The sequence below is a fragment of the Flavobacterium sp. W22_SRS_FK3 genome (assembly GCF_052113665.1).
In the GTDB taxonomy this organism is placed as follows: Bacteria; Bacteroidota; Bacteroidia; order Flavobacteriales; family Flavobacteriaceae; genus Flavobacterium.
Window position 1 is genome coordinate 200,695 of record NZ_JBGQOF010000006.1, and the last position, 18,016, is coordinate 218,710.

At 33.7% G+C, this 18,016-nt stretch carries 14 protein-coding genes; 6 read left to right on the top strand and 8 right to left on the bottom strand.

Annotated features, from left to right (window positions below; all coding sequences use genetic code 11):
* Positions 1-268 precede the first annotated feature (268 nt).
* Entirely contained in the window at positions 269-3,277 is a 3,009-nt protein-coding gene (locus ACEN2I_RS08120; protein ID WP_441765595.1) for a leucine--tRNA ligase, read from the top strand.
* A gap of 275 nt (positions 3,278-3,552) precedes the next feature.
* Positions 3,553-4,245 (top strand): zinc metallopeptidase, encoded by a 693-nt coding sequence (locus ACEN2I_RS08125; protein WP_441765596.1) that lies wholly within the window; start codon positions 3,553-3,555, stop codon positions 4,243-4,245.
* Positions 4,246-4,647: 402 nt separating this feature from the next.
* Here ACEN2I_RS08125 and ACEN2I_RS08130 read toward each other — a convergent pair whose 3' ends face one another.
* The 3 genes from ACEN2I_RS08130 to ACEN2I_RS08140 all read right to left on the bottom strand — a co-directional run bounded on the left by ACEN2I_RS08130 (position 4,648) and on the right by ACEN2I_RS08140 (position 6,829).
* On the bottom strand, positions 4,648-5,118 hold the full coding sequence (locus ACEN2I_RS08130; RefSeq protein ID WP_007811264.1) for an Lrp/AsnC family transcriptional regulator: 471 nt from the start codon (positions 5,116-5,118) through the stop codon (positions 4,648-4,650).
* Between the two features lie 269 nt (positions 5,119-5,387).
* Positions 5,388-6,137, bottom strand: coding sequence for a uroporphyrinogen-III synthase (locus ACEN2I_RS08135; protein WP_441765597.1), 750 nt, complete (start codon positions 6,135-6,137; stop codon positions 5,388-5,390).
* A 14-nt stretch (positions 6,138-6,151) separates the two neighbouring features.
* The gene (locus ACEN2I_RS08140; protein ID WP_441765598.1) at positions 6,152-6,829 is read right to left on the bottom strand and encodes a DUF4271 domain-containing protein; all 678 of its coding nucleotides are present in this window, start codon (positions 6,827-6,829) and stop codon (positions 6,152-6,154) included.
* 106 nt (positions 6,830-6,935) lie between these two features.
* Between ACEN2I_RS08140 and ACEN2I_RS08145 the strand changes: the two genes are divergently transcribed.
* Genes ACEN2I_RS08145 through ACEN2I_RS08155 form a run of 3 tightly spaced genes read left to right on the top strand, consistent with a single transcriptional unit; the run spans position 6,936 to position 9,519 of the window.
* Positions 6,936-7,661 (top strand): polyprenol monophosphomannose synthase, encoded by a 726-nt coding sequence (locus ACEN2I_RS08145; protein WP_441765599.1) that lies wholly within the window; start codon positions 6,936-6,938, stop codon positions 7,659-7,661.
* Positions 7,662-7,671: 10 nt separating this feature from the next.
* Positions 7,672-9,012: a dihydroorotase gene (locus tag ACEN2I_RS08150; protein WP_441765600.1), complete on the top strand. Its 1,341-nt coding sequence runs from the start codon at positions 7,672-7,674 to the stop codon at positions 9,010-9,012.
* A 6-nt stretch (positions 9,013-9,018) separates the two neighbouring features.
* Positions 9,019-9,519: a DUF4296 domain-containing protein gene (locus ACEN2I_RS08155; protein WP_441765601.1), complete on the top strand. Its 501-nt coding sequence runs from the start codon at positions 9,019-9,021 to the stop codon at positions 9,517-9,519.
* On the opposite strand, the gene ACEN2I_RS08160 is transcribed toward ACEN2I_RS08155, so the two are convergent.
* Positions 9,514-10,515 carry an NAD-dependent epimerase/dehydratase family protein gene (locus ACEN2I_RS08160; protein WP_441765602.1) on the bottom strand — a complete coding sequence of 334 codons (1,002 nt, stop codon included), beginning with the start codon at positions 10,513-10,515 and terminating at the stop codon, positions 9,514-9,516. The two genes, ACEN2I_RS08155 and ACEN2I_RS08160, sit on opposite strands and share 6 nt — an antisense overlap.
* 194 nt (positions 10,516-10,709) lie before the next feature.
* On the opposite strand from ACEN2I_RS08160, the gene tyrS reads away from it, so the two are divergent.
* Complete coding sequence (gene tyrS, locus ACEN2I_RS08165; protein WP_441765603.1) at positions 10,710-12,005, top strand: tyrosine--tRNA ligase; 1,296 nt, start codon at positions 10,710-10,712, stop codon at positions 12,003-12,005.
* A 28-nt stretch (positions 12,006-12,033) separates the two neighbouring features.
* On the opposite strand, the gene ACEN2I_RS08170 is transcribed toward tyrS, so the two are convergent.
* The 4 genes from ACEN2I_RS08170 to ACEN2I_RS08185 all read right to left on the bottom strand — a co-directional run bounded on the left by ACEN2I_RS08170 (position 12,034) and on the right by ACEN2I_RS08185 (position 17,846).
* Positions 12,034-13,014: a LuxE/PaaK family acyltransferase gene (locus ACEN2I_RS08170; RefSeq protein ID WP_441765604.1), complete on the bottom strand. Its 981-nt coding sequence runs from the start codon at positions 13,012-13,014 to the stop codon at positions 12,034-12,036.
* A 90-nt stretch (positions 13,015-13,104) separates the two neighbouring features.
* Entirely contained in the window at positions 13,105-13,443 is a 339-nt protein-coding gene (locus ACEN2I_RS08175; RefSeq protein WP_441765605.1) for a T9SS type A sorting domain-containing protein, read from the bottom strand.
* Positions 13,444-13,736: 293 nt separating this feature from the next.
* On the bottom strand, positions 13,737-14,867 hold the full coding sequence (locus ACEN2I_RS08180) for a hypothetical protein (protein WP_441765606.1): 1,131 nt from the start codon (positions 14,865-14,867) through the stop codon (positions 13,737-13,739).
* Positions 14,868-15,071: 204 nt separating this feature from the next.
* Positions 15,072-17,846 carry a TonB-dependent receptor domain-containing protein gene (locus ACEN2I_RS08185; RefSeq protein ID WP_441765607.1) on the bottom strand — a complete coding sequence of 925 codons (2,775 nt, stop codon included), beginning with the start codon at positions 17,844-17,846 and terminating at the stop codon, positions 15,072-15,074.
* Positions 17,847-18,016 lie beyond the last annotated feature (170 nt).

Genomic DNA, 18,016 nt, shown 5'->3' on the forward strand with positions numbered 1-18,016 from the left:
TTGTATTCTATATGGTGAATAATATAAAAATACTGTCGCACTTTGTGGTTAAATTATTTAATTCCCCAAACTAATGACAGGTTTTTTTACACAATTAAAAATACCTATTTTATTATTTTATTTGTTTGTCAGTGAAATAGCTTTGGTACAATGTGTAATAAATGTAAATTTGCGCACTAAAAAGTTAGAACTTAGTTGCTCAGTAGCACAATAAGATAACATGAGTAAGCGAAAGCAGACTCCATTAAAATAAAAATTAAAACAGGGAATGAAATACAATCCAAATGAAATCGAAGAAAAATGGCAAAAATATTGGGCTAAAAATCAAACTTTTGCTGCGTCAAACAATTCTGAAAAACCGAAGCATTATGTGTTAGATATGTTTCCGTATCCATCCGGAGCGGGATTACATGTGGGGCATCCGTTGGGTTATATTGCTTCAGATGTGTATTCTCGTTTCAAAAGACATCAGGGATTCAATGTGTTGCACCCAATGGGTTACGACAGTTTTGGTTTGCCAGCAGAACAATATGCAATCCAGACAGGTCAGCGTCCCGAAGATACAACACGCGTAAATATTGATGGTGGAGTTGATAAAGAAGGAAAACAAATTGCGGGCTACCGCAAACAATTAGACAAAATTGGTTTTTCTTTTGATTGGAGTCGTGAAGTACGTACCTCAAATCCGGATTATTACAAACATACCCAATGGATTTTTATTCAGTTATTTAATTCCTGGTACAATAAAAATGCAGATAAAGCAGAAGATATTTCAACTTTAATTTCCATCTTCGAAAAAGAAGGAAATGCCAATGTAAATGCCGTTTGCGATGATGTTATTGTTTCTTTTTCGTCAAGCGAATGGAATGCGTTTTCAAAAGACGAACAAGAAAAAATCCTTTTGCAGTACAGGTTGACCTATTTGGCTGAAACCGAAGTAAACTGGTGTCCTGGTTTAGGAACAGTTTTGGCAAATGACGAAATCGTAAACGGCGTTTCAGAGCGTGGAGGTTATCCTGTCATCAGAAAAAAAATGACACAATGGAGTATGCGAATTTCTGCTTATGCCGAACGCTTGCTTCAAGGTCTAAATGATATCGACTGGAGTGAGTCTATAAAAGAATCTCAAAGAAACTGGATTGGAAAATCTGTAGGGGCAATGGTAACTTTCAATGTAGTTCCAACAACCAACAACCAACAACCAGAAACCATTTCAGTATTTACCACCCGTCCCGATACCATCTTCGGAGTAACTTTTATGACTTTGGCACCAGAACATGAGTTGGTAGCTAAAATCACAACTCCGGAACAAAAAACAGCGGTTGAGACTTATATCGAAAAAACAGCAAAACGTTCTGAACGTGAGCGTATGGCTGATGTAAAAACGATTTCTGGAGTGTTTACCGGAGCGTATGCAGAGCATCCTTTTACCAAAGAATCCATACCGGTTTGGATTGGGGATTATGTTTTGGCAGGTTACGGAACAGGTGCTGTAATGGCGGTTCCTTGTGGTGACGAAAGAGATTATGCTTTTGCTAATTTCTTTAAAGGACAAAACGGAATGCCGGAAATCAAAAATATTTTTGACAAGGATATTTCAGAAGCTGCTTTTGGAGCCAAAGAAGGTTTTCAATTAGTAGACTCTGATTTTTTAAACGGATTAAATTATAAAACAGGAACTCAAAAAGTAATTGCTGAGTTAGAAAAAATAGAGCAAGGAACAGGAAAAACAAATTACCGTTTGCGTGATGCTGTTTTCTCTCGGCAGCGTTATTGGGGAGAACCTTTCCCGGTTTATTATGTAAACGGATTGCCAAAAATGATCAGTGCAGAACATTTGCCAATCATTTTGCCAGAAGTAGAGAAATATTTACCAACAGAAGACGGTTTGCCTCCATTAGGAAATGCAGCGGTTTGGGCTTGGGACACCAAAAAAAACAAAGTTGTTAATACTGATTTAGTTGACAATGTTTCGATTTTTCCTTTAGAATTAAACACGATGCCAGGTTGGGCGGGAAGTTCATGGTACTGGATGCGTTATATGGATGCGCACAATGAAAATGAATTTGCATCTAAAGAAGCTTTGGCTTACTGGGAAAGTGTAGATTTATACATTGGTGGAAGCGAACACGCAACCGGACACTTGTTGTATTCTCGTTTCTGGAATAAATTCTTAAAAGACAAAGGTTTTGCTCCAACTGAAGAACCATTCAAAAAACTGATTAATCAGGGAATGATTTTGGGAACTAGTGCTTTTGTTTATAGAAGAAATGATAGTAATGAGTTTTATTCTTTCAACAAAATATTGTCTCCTAAAGATAAACCTTTTATTGATCCAAGATTTGTTAGAGGCTCTAAAGTTTTGAATGAGATATCATCTAAGGATGAATCTGTATTGGATGATATTAATCTTGAAACAATTATTCAAGCGGGATATGGCGGTTCTAATACAGCTTTTCCAATTCACGTTGATGTTAGTTTTGTTAATTCTTCAGATGAATTAGATATTGAAAAATTCAAAGCATGGAGAGAAGATTATGCTGATGCTAAATTTATAGATGATAATGGAAAATTTATAGTAGGCCGTGAAGTCGAAAAAATGTCGAAATCAAAATACAATGTTGTAACACCAGATGATATTTGTGAAGAATATGGAGCAGATACATTACGTTTGTACGAAATGTTTTTAGGTCCGCTAGAGCAGGCAAAACCTTGGAATACGGCTGGAATTTCGGGAGTTTTTGGTTTTCTTAAAAAGTTATGGAGATTGTATTTTGATGATAACGGTTTAATTGTAAACAATGAAGAACCAACAAAAGACAACTTAAAATCATTACACAAAACCATCAAAAAAGTAGCAGAAGACATTGAGAGTTTTTCTTTTAACACCTCGGTTTCTCAATTTATGATTTGCGTGAATGAATTGTCTTCTCAAGGTTGTCATTCAAGAGCAATCTTAGAACCATTAGCGATTTTGGTTTCGCCTTATGCACCGCATATTGCAGAAGAATTATGGTCGCAATTAGGACATGCAACTTCAATTTCAGAAGTGCCGTTCCCAGTTTTTGAGGCTAAATATTTAGTAGAAACGAATAAGGAATATCCAGTTTCTTTCAACGGAAAGATGCGTTTCACCATCGAATTGCCTTTGGATTTAACCAAAGAACAAATCGAAGAAATCATCATGAAAGACGAAAGAACGTTGAAACAATTGGATGGCAAAACACCAAACAAAGTGATTATTGTCCCTGGGAAGATCATAAACCTTGTAGGATAAATAAAAAATCCAAATATCATAAATTCCAAAATCCAATTTTACGATTGGAGTTTGGAATTTTTTGTTTTAGTATGTTTTGTTATTCCGTAGTAATCTCACGGTTCAATTAAATTCACACATAGATTCCTGCTGAATGACAAGTTTGTGTTTTAGGATTTTTTGCAAAAAAATCATAATTAAAGTCTAAAGTTATGTGTCATTTTGGCATTTCACAAAAATGGTTCGTAAATTGTTGTGAGTTTACAAAGACAAAACATAATCTAAAAAATATAAATATGGGAGGTGGATATTTTATTCTCGCAGGGCTTATCATGTTATTTAGCTGGCTGGTAAGTTCAAAATTAAAGAACAAGTTTGAATTATACTCTAAGTTGCAATTGCAAAATGGTATGAGCGGACGAGAAATTGCAGAAAAAATGCTGGCAGACAATGGAATCACAAATGTTCGTGTTATTTCGACACCGGGGCAATTGACGGACCACTATAACCCTGCAGACAAAACTGTTAATTTAAGTGAAGCAGTTTACAATCATCGAAATGCTGCCGCAGCGGCAGTTGCAGCGCACGAGTGTGGACATGCTGTTCAACATTCTGTAGGATATCAATGGTTGGCGATGCGTTCTACATTAGTTCCAATTGTAAACGTAGCGTCAAATTATATGCAATGGATTTTGCTGGCCGGAATCCTGATGATTCAAATATTTCCTCAGTTACTATTAGTCGGAATAGTGCTTTTTGCAATAACTACGTTATTTTCGATTGTAACTTTGCCTGTAGAATATGATGCAAGTAACAGAGCGTTGGCCTGGTTAGAAAATAAGCACATGCTTACACAACAGGAACAGGCAGGAGCGAAGGACGCCTTAAAATGGGCGGCTAGAACGTATCTTGTTGCGGCACTTGGATCAATTGCGACATTGTTGTATTATATCTCGATTTACGCAGGAAGTAATAATAGGAGAGATTGATTTAAGTAGTTAATTAGAAAGTAAGTCAATTAGATAATTTATTAAGACTCGGCAGATTTAATTTGTCGAGTTTTTTTATTTTAATTGTTGAAATTTAAAATAATAAAAAGTACAGCCCATAATCCGGATAGAATGTAAATACTGTTTAAGTATTACCTATTTTTGAATTTATGGTATTTTAAAAAAAGTATCAGAGTATAAATTATACTTACAGGAATTGAAAGTAAAAATAGAAGAAATCCTAAGCCAGGCGTAAATAGGCCACTCGGACTTGTTTTCTAAAGTATAAAGGCGTTATAAAAGTATAATGTGAAAAAAAGTATTGTTTTGAGTTCAGGTCTAATGTTTGTAATCAGGTCTATTAAAAAATCATCTAATTGTCATATTGACACATTGTTTAATTTACAACTGAATCTGCCTGTCAATCTGCTGATCCAGCGAAATAAATGTTTCAGTTCTTGAAACACCTTCAATAGCCTGAATTTTAGTGTTTAAAAGCTGCATTAAATGTTCATTGTCACGACAGATAATCTTAATCAAAACCGACCAGTTTCCGGTAGTATAATGGCATTCTAAAACTTCTGGAATCTTTTTTAAATCTTTAACCGCTTCAGAGTTTCGTGAGGCTTTGTCCAGATAAACGCCAATAAACGCCATGGTGTTATAGCCTAAAACTTTAGGGTTTACAGTGAATTTTGATCCTGAAATTACACCGGATTGCTCCAGTTTTTTCAATCGCTGATGAATGGCTGCTCCGGAAATACCAATTTTATTTGCAATTTGTAAAATGGGTTTTCGGGCATCATCCATTAGATAGCGAAGGATTTCCTTGTCAATACCGTCAATTTCGATTAATAGCGAGTTAATTTTCATAGCTTAATATTTTAAACTAATCCTGTAGATTTGGTTTAGGATAGCAATCAAATGTAGTTAAAATGTTTGAAAATAAAAATTCGAAATATAAAGAAGAAATCAGGTGTTAAAATAGTATTTTGATCTTTGGGTAATAAATTTTGCTCCGGCATTTGAACTGATGGCTATGAAAGCTTAGTTTTTATCGAAATTTTATCGAAAAATAAAAATTCCAAATTCCAACAGAAAATTGGAATTTGGAATTTTAAGATTTGATTATTTTTTAGGAATTATTTTCCTTTGTTTGCTTCTATAATGTATTTTTCTAAAGCCATTGTCATTGAAGGAGTCTCAGGAGTTGGGGCAAGAATATCAATTCTTAATCCGTAATCCAGAGCTTCTTTTTGAGTTGTGCTTCCAAAAACGGCAATTCGGGTATCATTTTGTTTAAAATCAGGGAAGTTTTTAAACAATGATTTAATTCCGGTTGGACTGAAAAATGCTAAAACATCATAATATACATCTGCTAAATCTGACAGGTCACTCATTACTGTTTTGTAAAAAACAGCTTGTGTCCATTCTACTTTTAAGCCGTTTAAAGTAACAGGTGCGTCAGCATTTAATTGGTCTGATGCCGGAAGCAGGAATTTTTCGTCTTTGTATTTTTTGATAAGTGGAGATAAATCTGCAAAATCTTTAGCTCCTACGTAAATTTTACGTTTTCTGTACACTACATATTTTTGCAGATAGAATGCAACCGCTTCAGATTGACAAAAGTATTTTAATCCTTCTGGAACTTTATAGCGCATTTCATCAGCTACTCTAAAAAAATGATCAACAGCATTTCGGCTTGTCAGGATAATAGCACTATAATTATTAAGATCAATTTTTTGTAATCGGATCTCTTTTGCATTAACCCCTTCCACATGAATAAAAGGTCTGAAATCAATTTTTATTTTGTGTTTTTGTTGGAGCTCAAAGTAAGGAGAATTCTCCACTTTAGGTTCAGGCTGTGACACCAAAATTGTTTTCACTTTCATATTATAAACATTTACTAAGCCACCTCTCTTGTAATCCAATAATACAGGAAATAATAAGGGGCTATTTCAAGAGCGCAAAGATATAAAATAAAATAAAATAATTTGTTGATTATTGTATTTTGATAAGTTTTAATTGAAATAAAGTAAGAAAACATACTTATACACGCTGAAACGCCTATTATTGCTAGCGGTATGCTTTTAGGAACATTGTCATGATAGAATAAAACGGCATTAATAGGAAGGAGTAAAAGACCAATGTAGGTTCTGTAAGTTGCTTTTTGTAAGTTAAATAGATCAACAAACTCATTAATATTGAATGAAGTTCCTATGATTTTTTCGATTAAGTACTTCGCCAATATAAAGTATGTCAAAATAGTAACAATTTGAGTAAAAAGCATCCAGTCGGTTTTTTCTGCCTTTATTGGGTATTCAAAGATATGCATAGTCAGCTGAATGAAAAACGCATACGATACAATTTGAACAAAAAACAGCGCTACAGTAAAACTGCTTTTCAGATGAGAAACGTCACGGTAAATTTTAACGTATTTATCTGAGAAAATAAGTTTTGTAAATTCACTAAACCTATTTTCGTAAGATGATTTGGTAATGGCAACTAAGGCAAAAGCCAACACAAATAAAAGTGTTGCCCAATCTTTGTTTTCTATAATTCTGGGATGGAGCTGTTCGATCATAACGATACAAAATTAGTAATTTTTTGTCTCAATACTTTTATTATAGATTTATTATGAATCAAATGCTATAAAAAGTTTACTTTTGCGGTGAAATTACGCAGAAATAATGAATGATTGTATTGTCATAATTCCCACTTACAACGAGATCGAAAATATTGAAAGCATAGTACGTGCAGTGCTTTCGCAACATAAATCCTTTCACCTTTTAATTATCGATGATAATTCACCGGATCATACTGCTGATAAGGTGTTTATGCTTCAGGACGAATTTCCGGAAAGATTGTTTCTTGAAAAAAGAGCTAAAAAATCTGGTCTTGGTACAGCTTATGTTCATGGTTTTAGATGGGCTTTGGAACGCAAATATGATTTCATTTTTGAAATGGATGCTGATTTTTCACACAACCCGAATGATCTTGAAAAATTATACGATGCCTGCCATTTTGGAGGCGCAGCTTTAGCTGTGGGATCTCGTTATGTTACAGGTGTAAATGTCGTAAACTGGCCTTTAAGCCGGGTATTAATGTCTTATTTTGCTTCGGTTTATGTAAAGTTTATTACCGGAATGAAAATTCACGATGCTACAGCAGGTTTTGTGTGTTATAAAAGAGAAGTTTTAGAAAAGATAAATCTGAATAAAATTAAATTTGTTGGATATGCTTTTCAAATCGAAATGAAATATAGAACATATTGTGCTAAATTTGAAATAACAGAAGTTCCGATTATTTTTACTGATCGGACCAGAGGAGTTTCAAAAATGAGCAATGCAATTATTAAAGAAGCGATATTTGGAGTTATTTCTCTTCGGTTAAAAAAATTATTCAAGACATTATAAACGAACGGCGATGAACAGGATTTTAATCAAAAATGCTAAAATTGTAAACGAAGGATCAATTTTGGAGGGCGATGTTTTAATAGAAAACGACTTAATTGTCGAAGTTGCAGACAGCATCAGCCTAAAAACATCTGATTGTAAAGTAATAGACGCTGAAGGAAGTTATTTAATTCCGGGCGCCATTGATGATCAGGTACATTTTAGAGAACCGGGATTAACACATAAAGGTGATATTGAATCGGAGTCAAGAGCTGCGGTAGCAGGGGGGATTACTTCTTTTATCGAACAGCCAAATACGATTCCGAATGCAGTGACACAGGAAATTTTAGAAGATAAATATCAAATTGCTGCCGAAAAATCATTTGCGAATTATTCGTTTATGATGGGTGCAACCAATGATAATCTGGAAGAAGTTTTAAAAACTAATCCTAAAAATGTGGCTGGAATCAAAATTTTTCTAGGTTCGTCAACCGGAAATATGTTGGTAGATAACGAAGCAACTTTAGAAAAAATATTCTCAAGTACACAAATGTTGATAGCAGTTCATTGTGAAGATGAGACTACAATTCAGAATAATTTAGCAGAATTCAAAGAAAAATATGGTGATGATATTCCGGTCACGGCTCATAACTTGATAAGAAGTGCCGAAGCTTGTTACATTTCATCTTCAAAAGCCGTGGCTTTGGCTAAAAAAACCGGTGCGCGCTTGCATATTTTTCATCTTTCGACTGCGAAGGAAATGGAATTATTTACAAATAAAATCCCATTAGAAGATAAAAAAATCACGGCTGAGGTTTGTGTACATCACCTTTGGTTTACCGATGAGGATTACACTACAAAAGGAAATTTCATCAAATGGAATCCGGCTGTAAAAAAGGCTGACGACAGAAAAGAACTTTGGAAAGCTCTCAATGACGGTCGTATCGATGTTATTGCAACAGATCACGCCCCACATACAAAACAAGAAAAAAGCCAATCCTATTTAAAAGCTCCTTCAGGTGGTCCTTTAGTGCAGCATGCTGTCGTCGCTATGTTTGAGGCACATCATCAGGGTAAAATTACGGTAGAAAAAATCGTTGAGAAAATGTGTCATAATCCTGCTAAGATTTTTAAAATCGAAAAAAGAGGTTTTATAAAAGTAGGGTATTATGCTGATTTGGTTATTGTAAATCCAAGTTTACCCTGGAGCGTAAAACCTGAGAATATTTTGTATAAATGTGGCTGGTCTCCGTTTGAAAATTTTACTTTTAAATCAAGAATTACCCATACTTTTGTAAATGGCGAAATGGTATATAATAACTTTAAAGTGAAAGATATACGTGCCGGAAAACGATTATTATTTAACAGATAAACTGCAATGAAGAATTTTGTATTTATACTATTGGTTTTATTTCTTTCTGTAAGTTGTAAAAAAGAGTTGGTAAAAGAACCGGCTAAACTTATTGAGAAAGAAAAAATGATCGATATTATATATGATTTATCTCTTTTGGAGGCCATAAAATACCAGCAGCCTCTATCGTTGGATTCTGTTGAATCAAATCCTACAAAGTTTATTTTTAAAAAATACAAGGTTGACAGTTTGCAATTTGCCAAAAGCAATATGTATTATGCTGCTGATTATGACAGCTACAAAGAGATGTTTGATGAAATACAAGCAAGATTAGACAAAGAAAAAAAGAGTACAGAAATAAAGGTTAAGGCTGAAGAAAAAAAAGCAGCTAAAGCTAAAAAAGCAGCTGAGGCCAAAAAGAAAAAGCTAAAAGAAACTCCTAAAGATTCTGTAAAGAATAAGGTCGTAAAAAAAGTCAATATAGATTCTATAAAAAGAATGAAACGACTTCAGCATAAAGGATTATAATTTCGATACTTCTTTTATGTATTGATGCACGTCTATAAAAACCGTTCCCAGAGCGGTTTTTATTTTTTCATTAGAATATAGATTTTTAGAATAAGAAGCTTTTGCAGTTGCTTTCGTCAAGCTTCTTTTTTGAAAGAATAAAGTTGAAAAAATACCATCTGCCATCCAAAGGAAGTTCATAAATATTGGTGTAGCATGTTTGTTTGGTCTTTTTGCTTTTAAAACATCAGCAATCGTATTTAGAATATCCCTGAAAACAATATTATCTGCAATTAGTGTAAAACGTTCGTTTTTTATATCGCTTTTCATTAACTCAAAAACAATTCTTACTACATCATTAATAGCAACAAATCCGGTGCTTCCAAGTGTATAGAAAGAGAGTCCGCTGGCTACTTTTGTATACAGCTCATTGCTTCCGTGCTCGAAAACTAATCTTGTTGCAACGGGTGCTAAAATGACACCGGGATTTATGATGATCACCTTTAAGCCTTCCTGAACCCCTCGCCATACTTCCATTTCTGCACCATATTTTGAAATAGCGTAATCGCTGTGTGGTTTTTCGGGATTCCAGTCGGTTTCTTCGGTAATAAAATTTTCGTGTGGCTGCAAATCTCCTAAAGCTGCAATTGAGCTGACAAAACAGAATTTTTTTATTCCTTTGGCTAAAGAAAAATTAACCATATTGGCCGTTCCTTCAATATTGGTTTTTCGAAGCGCATCTTCATCTTTTGGATCGAAAGAGATTAATGCGGCGCAATGATAAACATATTCTATTCCAATAAAAGCAATTTCCAGGGAAGGGACGTCTAAAATATCGGCTTCAAGCCAATATATTTTTTCGAATAAATCGCCTTTTTTATATAATTCAAAAATCGATTTTGTTTTTTGGATGTTGTTTTGGTTTCGGTAAATAGCCCGGACGTTTTCTCCATTTTCAATTAAATGAAGTAATAAATGCGCGCCAACTAAACCAGTCCCTCCTGTTACTAATATCATTTTGTAAAGATACCTTTTTGCCTGAAAGGAGCAAAGAGGCGGAGGATGAAAGTTGCAAAGGTTTTTAAAATTGAATTTTGCTTTTACAATTGCTTTTAGAATTTGTTATTCCATTGCTTTTTAAGATTGATATTGTAATTGCTTTTTGATATTGCCATTGCCATTGTTTATATTTGCACAAATTATTAAAAGAAATGAAGAATCTAGTTGAAGAATTAAAGTGGCGCGGGTTATATCATGACAGTATGCCAGGAACGGAAGAACAATTGCTAAAAGAAGTAACGGCGGCATACATTGGTTTTGATCCAACAGCAGATTCACTTCATATTGGCAGTATGGTTCAGATTATTTTATTGGTTCATTTAAAGAATTTTGGTCATCAGCCTATCGCTTTAGTTGGTGGTGCAACCGGAATGATTGGTGATCCATCTGGAAAATCAGACGAAAGAAATTTGCTGAACGAAGAAACTTTGGCTAAAAACGTTGCGGGAATTAAAAGTGTTTTGTCGCGTTTTTTAGACTTTAATTCAAATGAACCAAATGCTCCAATTATGGTAAACAACTATGATTGGATGAAGGAATTCTCTTTTATTGATTTCGCCCGTGAAGTTGGAAAACGTATTACGGTAAACTATATGATGGCCAAGGATTCTGTTAAAAAGAGAATCAATGGAGAAGGGGAAGGGATGTCTTTTACCGAATTTACATACCAATTAATTCAGGGATACGATTTTTATCATTTATATAAAAACAACAACTGCCTTTTGCAAATGGGAGGTTCTGACCAATGGGGGAATATTACCACGGGAACAGAATTAGTGCGCAGAATGGGTGGAGAAAACTCAAAAGCTTTTGCCCTAACAACTCCTTTGATTACAAAAGCAGACGGATCTAAATTTGGAAAATCTGAAGGTGGAAATGTTTGGCTGGATGCAGATAAAACTTCGGTTTACAAATTTTACCAGTTTTGGGTAAATGCAACTGATGTTGATGCAGAGAAATATATCAAAATCTTTACTTTCTTAGATAAAGAAACAATTGACGCTTTAATTGAAGAACATACAGAAGCTCCGCACTTAAGAGTGTTGCAAAAGAAACTGGCTGAAGAAATAACCATTTTCGTTCACAGTAAAGAAGAATTAGAAAAAGCAATTCAGGCTTCGAATATCTTGTTTGGAAATTCTACTGCAGATGATTTGAAACAATTGGATGAAGCGACTTTCTTAGAGGTTTTTGACGGAGTTCCACAAGCCGAAATTGTAAAAGCAGATCTTGAAAACGGATTGGATATCATCTCAGTTTTAAACGAAAAAACAGGTTTCTTTAAATCAAACGGAGAAGCAAGAAGAGGGTTAACGGCTAATTCTATTTCGGTAAACAGAGAAAAAATCAAAGAAGATTTTGTATTGACAACAAATGATTTAATTAACAATCAGTTTGTGTTATTGCAAAGCGGAAAGAAGAATTATTTTGTAATAAGAATTGTTTAATCGATTAACCAATTAAACAACGGTTAAACTATAAAACCATCAAATTACACCCGCGAATATCAGAATTATCAAAACGTCCCAATACCTCGAAAGAGTTGTTGGGATTTTTTTTGCCTAAATCTTGTGTGGCAATAAACGAGCAAGAATTAATATTGGCCAGATCTATAACGTTGATTCCACCGGTTTTCCCATCTTTCACGTAAGTGAGGGCATCTTCAGGATCACGGACTAAAATATGCATCCATGAAGGACATTCAAAAACGCCTTCGCCAAGAGAATAGGCTTGTGCCAACAGTTCCGTCATGCCATATTCAGAATGAATGGAAGAAACGCCAAAACCATTGCAGAGCTGTTCATGTAATTCTTCGCGAATCATTTCTTTGCGTTTGCCTTTCATTCCGCCGGTTTCCATAATAATGGTATTTTGAAGCTGAAATTTATGTTTTTGGATTAAATCTAATAAAGCATAAGTAACCCCAATTAAAATCACATTTTGACCGGATTCGTCTAAACTAGTTAGTTTTTTAATTAAATCGTCGTGATTGTGTAAATAAAACCCGCTTTCAGGCTGATTGGATAGCTTTATAAGATCTTCGACCATATAAATTAACGAAGAACCGTCGCGCTCGAGATAGGAGGGTAAAAGGGCTAAAACAACGTAATCTTCGATATTGCCATAGAATTGAGAAAATCCATTTCGGTAACTTTCTTCGTAAAGTGAAACATCGGTAACCAAGTGCCGGCTGGTAATCATTCCAGTAGTCCCGCTACTGGTAAAAGTTACTTGCGGAAGATCTGAATTGGAAACAACCTCATGACTTTTGAAAAACTGAATTGGCAAAAATGGAATTTGTTCTAATGATTTTACCTGCTGTGGATTTACTTTTAAGAAATCACAAAAATCACGATATACTTTATTATTCTCGTGCTGAAAACGAAACACCTTTAGTGCTATTTTTTCAAATTGTTTCTGACTCGAAATGGTGAAGATATCGTTTGCTGTAATCAAAACTTTTTTTGTGCAAAGGTATAAATAATTGTAGGATGTAAAAGCAATAAAAAAGCCCCAATAATTTGGAGCTTTATGTAATTTTATGTTTTATCGAACAATCAGCTTTCGTGTCGCCGAACTGCCTTGTTCGCTTATTTTTATGATATAAACTCCAGGAGTTAAATCAGGAATGTTTAATTCTCTTGTAGTGAGATGTGCCTGAAGTACTTTTTTTCCCAAAACATCAAAAATAATAATTTCTTTTTCTAAATCATTTTTAGATGTAATGTACACTTTTCCGTTTGTAACAGGATTTGGATATAGGCTAAGACCTTCTATCGAGACTGAATCACGGGTTTTCGGCGATTGTTTACTGTCCTGAGCGGAGCTGCTAACAGTAAAGAAAAAAGCCAGTAAGAAAGTAATATAAAAGTAATTTTTTGCCATCGCATTATTTTAGATAAGGTAAATATACAAAAAAAAGATTTCAAAAAATACACCCCAAAAAAAACATCTTAAATATTTAGGATGTTTTTAACAGATTATTTTCTAGGTGATTATAAAAAAAACAAATCAATCAGTTAACAATTCATTTGATTACTTAAAAACATCAGTTGTAATGTTTACTGTACTTAATATTTTACAAGAGATTTTGTTTTTGTTATTTTGAGTGAATAAATTTATATAAAAAAAGCTGCCTGAAATTTTCAGACAGCTTCATTTGAAATATTTTTATTAAATTATTTAGTCCAGTCAGCCCAACTTGGCAAAGTTGCCCCAGCTCCAGCTCCAGTTGCACCAGAAGTTGTTCCGGATAATTTAGGGCCAGTTAAAGTAATAACTGAAGATCCAAAAGTGTAATTTGTAATCGTAAAGTTACCAGCTTCCATGTTTGCAACAGCACCAGCATCAGTAGCTAATTTACAAAGAGCTGTAGGCATTCCGTCAGCAACATATAAATTTGTGTAAGCTTGTTTTCCACCACCTTCTTTGTAGTTGATTGCTTTTTCGTCAGCTAAGAATTTATCTCCACCTTTTACAATTGAGAAATTAACTAATTTAGCAGTTGTAATTGGAAGTGCTCCACTTGGATTTTTTTGATTGTTAGATCCTTCTACACCACCTTTTGTTACTCCGTTGATATAAACGTTAGTAGCAGTTCCTTGCCATCCGTCAGCAAAATCAAATGAGTCATCATAAGAGTTGATTAATATTAAATTTTTTGGGCTTACCGCTCCTCCAAAAAACTCAACGGCATCGTCACCACTTTCGTAAGTGTAAATGTCAGACACTACAGTTTTAGAACCTACTCCGAAGAATGAAATACCATTATATTCTTTGTCTGGAGTAAATTTAGATCCAGTATACATGATTTTTAAGAAATTGATGTTTCCTGAATTATCTTCGTTATCATTACCTCCGTAGCTTAAACCACCTACTTCAGAAGTACCATCATCACCCGTGTTAACTTTACCATTACCACAAATAATTAATCCACCCCAATCACTTTCAGCAGGAGTTGCTTTTCCAGATGTCATAACTACTGGTTTTTCAGCAGTACCATTAATGTTGATTTTTGCATTTCTTTCTACTGCAATGTATAAAGTATTAGGATCTACGCCTACGACTGCAGAAGTTTTGATTATTGTTCCTGCAGGAATAACTAGAGTAGCTCCGCCTCTAACGATTAATCCTCCTGTTAAAGTGTAAGTTTGAGCTGGATCTAAAGTTACAGTACCTTCTTTAATGTCACCTTTTAAATCATCTGCTTTCAGTACGAAAGAGCTTTTATTGTCATTGTTGTCGTCAGAATTACAGCTTGTTAAAGCAAGCCCTAATATTGCAGCAATTGCAAAAAATGTTTTTTTCATTGTGTTGTGTTTTATTGTTTTATTTAATTGAGGCAAAGTAAAGCAACCTATGTTCCTGTTGAGTTAAGCCGATATTAATAATTTATTAACTATATAGCCTAAAGTCCAATCTGACTTAATATAAAATTTACATTTGATTTGTGATAAAAAAAGGTAACTAGTATTGACACTAATCACCTTTTTTTATTATGGAATACTTATGGTTTAAAACGTGTAATTTAAAGTAAGTCTAAAATCTGAACCTAATTTATAAGAAGTTACTAATACATCACCTACAGCGCTTTTTCCAGGTACTTCTCCTTGCTCTTGTACTCTTTCGATGGCTGGGTTTAGAATATTATTATAAATTAATCCTAACTTTATGTTTTTAGTTAAATTGGAATTTACAATAAAGTCTAGTTTGTTGACTGCTTTGTCAACCATATTTCCAAGTTGTGAGGTTCCTAATGCTGCTAATTTATCTGAAAAATAGGAGTAGGATACTGTTGCTGTTATATCCTTGTTTTCTGCAAATTCTTTCAAAAATGAGATGTTAGCATTCGCAAGAAAATTAGAAGCTCCGGATAATTTACTTTCGTTAAAAGTAAAATCAGCTCCATAGTTAGTTTCTGTACTTATCTTTTTATTACTAAGATCTTGGTTGCTATAAAGGTAAGACCCGTTTACGTCAAAAGAAAGTTTTGTTTTTTTATCATTACTGTTTTCTATTGTAAAAATATCTTTTCTTAGTTCTAATTCAACTCCGGCTACAGTTGCTTTTTCACCTGTATTTCCATAAGTGATATCGTTAGAAGAAGAATTTAAGAAAAATTCGTTAATAGGATTTTGAATGATTTTACCAAATACAGTTGCTGAAATCAGCTCCCCTGATTTTGGAAAATATTCCCAGCCTAAATCTACATTGTAGTTTGTTGAAGGATACAAATCAGGATTTCCATAATAAGATTGAGCTACTTCTTCATATAAAATTGGTACTTTTTCTTTAAACTGAGGAAGTGTATAGGTTTGACTAAAAGAAAATTTTAGGTTTTGTTTGTCGTTTAAAGTATATTTTGAGATTAAGCTTGGTAAAATATTAAATTTTGAATAATTAGAATCACCCCCTTGAGATACAGTAGCTGTAACGTAGAAAACATCTTGTGTCAATTGCTCAAATCTTGCACCTAATATTACGCTTAGTTTTTCAGTTAATGCATACTGTATATTAGCGAAGGAACCATTAATATCAAGATTACCGTTGTATAATTGATGGATTCTATTCGAGGAAGAATTTCCAAAATAAGCCTCAGACAAGTAATTGTCAGTATTATTTATATCTTCTTTTGGAAATGAAATTGTTGTTCTGTCCGGAAAGAATGAAAATTGTTGCATTGTATAATCTACTTTTTTTAATTTTCCAGAATATCCAAAAGTCGCTTTTCCTTTATATTTGTCATTATCATTTTTATTGAAGTCATAAGAAAGAGCAATGTTTGCAGAAAACTCATTTTCTTTTAGTTCCTGAAAAAATCTGTGATTATTGATGTTTGAATTGATGAAGAAAGTATAGTCTATTGCGTTTTGAGCATAAACAAAAGAGTTTTGCATACGGTCTGGAACTGAACTGTTAGAAATACTGTATCCTACTGCCCAATTTAAATTCCATTGGTCATTAAATTTGTTTTTTCCTACCAATTGGTTTACATACAATTGAGTTCTTTCAAAAGTACCACGTTTTATAAAGCCCGTTATTTGTTGAAGAGCATCACCTCCACCATCAAAATTAACGTTAGTTCCTTCGTATTCACTGTAATCCTGCTCGCTTGAATTTAAGAACAAAGAAGTAAATAAGACTGAGTTTTTATTGTTGATTTTGTAATCAGCAGTACCCATAACTGTTGTAGTAGTGCTATGTTTATATGCTTTTCTGTAAAAATCAGAAAGAATATCTCCGTCAGCAGTTATACCTCCTCTGCTGTATCCTTCAGTGTATTTATTTTTCGCACTAAATGAACCTGTAATAAAAGTACCTATTGAACTTTCGTCGTTTAGATTAAATCTTTTTCCACCTGATAACGTATAGAAAGCATTTAGTATGTTTTTATTTTCTTGTCTGTCCCAACTAGTTGAATAGTTATAAGGTTTAAATGGTGAGTCTGGGACACCTACGGTTTTAAAACCTGTATAAGAAGGTCCGTCTTGCAAATAAAAATGATCTAGTTTCATAACATTTGTATTTGCCCCGCTTCCAATTGAAAAACTAATAAATGGTTTTCCACTGAATTTCTTTGCGCTAATATCAATATTTGCTCCTCCAAAATCGGCATAATTTTGAGTCTCAAACGTTTTGCTGATACCGATATTGTCTACAATACTAGTAGAGAAAATATCTAAAATTATGTTTTTATTTGCAGGATTGTTTGATGGTAGAGAAAGACCATTCAATGTCGTAATGTTGTAGCGATCACCTAATCCTCTTACGAATACATTTCCTGAATCTTCGTTTTTAGAAACGCCACTTACTTTGGTAACAGCACTTGCTACATCATTAGCTCCTTTTCTTGAGATTTCTTCGGCCCCAATAGCAGCTTTAAAACTAACAGCATTCTTTTGGTCTAATAATAATGCGGACTCTTTTTGTTTGTTTCCGGCTGTAGATTTTACCACCACATCCTTAAGCGTATAGCCTCCTGATGAAAGTGCCTGATTTACAGTTACAGTCTCATTTGCTTTAACTGTTACTGGTTTTTCTACTGTTTCATATCCTACGAAACTAAATATAACAGTGTAATTTCCCGGATTTACAGATAACGAATATTTTCCGTCAATGTCAGTGTTGGCACTAATGTTTGTACCTTTAATTAGAATATTTGCAAAAGGTAAAGCTTCATTATTCATTTCTTTGTCGGTTAAAACTCCAGAAATCGTACCTTTGTTTTGTGCGATTGAAATCGTACAGATAAATAATGCAATAAATAGAAATCTTAAATTGAATTTCATTTCAGTGTTGTGTTTAATTTATTTTTGTGCAAAGAAATGCACACACTGTAAAGTTCATGTTAGGCACTTGTTATGTTTTTGTGTCTTCAAGATTATCAAATTGTTACCAGATTAAATTACAGTTAACACGAATTTTTAACCGTTGTTTTATTATTATATTTACCATCGCA

What these genes read in the sequence shown, in the direction of transcription:
- ACEN2I_RS08185 (WP_441765607.1), bottom strand. Translation starts at nt 17,846, where the DNA reads ATGAAATTCAATTTAAGATTTCTATTTATTGCATTATTTATCTGTACG.
- ACEN2I_RS08180 (WP_441765606.1), bottom strand. Translation starts at nt 14,867, where the DNA reads ATGAAAAAAACATTTTTTGCAATTGCTGCAATATTAGGGCTTGCTTTA.
- ACEN2I_RS08125 (WP_441765596.1), top strand. Translation starts at nt 3,553, where the DNA reads ATGGGAGGTGGATATTTTATTCTCGCAGGGCTTATCATGTTATTTAGC.
- ACEN2I_RS08160 (WP_441765602.1), bottom strand. Translation starts at nt 10,515, where the DNA reads ATGATATTAGTAACAGGAGGGACTGGTTTAGTTGGCGCGCATTTATTA.
- ACEN2I_RS08135 (WP_441765597.1), bottom strand. Translation starts at nt 6,137, where the DNA reads ATGAAAGTGAAAACAATTTTGGTGTCACAGCCTGAACCTAAAGTGGAG.
- ACEN2I_RS08120 (WP_441765595.1), top strand. Translation starts at nt 269, where the DNA reads ATGAAATACAATCCAAATGAAATCGAAGAAAAATGGCAAAAATATTGG.
- tyrS (WP_441765603.1), top strand. Translation starts at nt 10,710, where the DNA reads ATGAAGAATCTAGTTGAAGAATTAAAGTGGCGCGGGTTATATCATGAC.
- ACEN2I_RS08130 (WP_007811264.1), bottom strand. Translation starts at nt 5,118, where the DNA reads ATGAAAATTAACTCGCTATTAATCGAAATTGACGGTATTGACAAGGAA.
- ACEN2I_RS08155 (WP_441765601.1), top strand. Translation starts at nt 9,019, where the DNA reads ATGAAGAATTTTGTATTTATACTATTGGTTTTATTTCTTTCTGTAAGT.
- ACEN2I_RS08140 (WP_441765598.1), bottom strand. Translation starts at nt 6,829, where the DNA reads ATGATCGAACAGCTCCATCCCAGAATTATAGAAAACAAAGATTGGGCA.
- ACEN2I_RS08145 (WP_441765599.1), top strand. Translation starts at nt 6,936, where the DNA reads ATGAATGATTGTATTGTCATAATTCCCACTTACAACGAGATCGAAAAT.
- ACEN2I_RS08150 (WP_441765600.1), top strand. Translation starts at nt 7,672, where the DNA reads ATGAACAGGATTTTAATCAAAAATGCTAAAATTGTAAACGAAGGATCA.
- ACEN2I_RS08175 (WP_441765605.1), bottom strand. Translation starts at nt 13,443, where the DNA reads ATGGCAAAAAATTACTTTTATATTACTTTCTTACTGGCTTTTTTCTTT.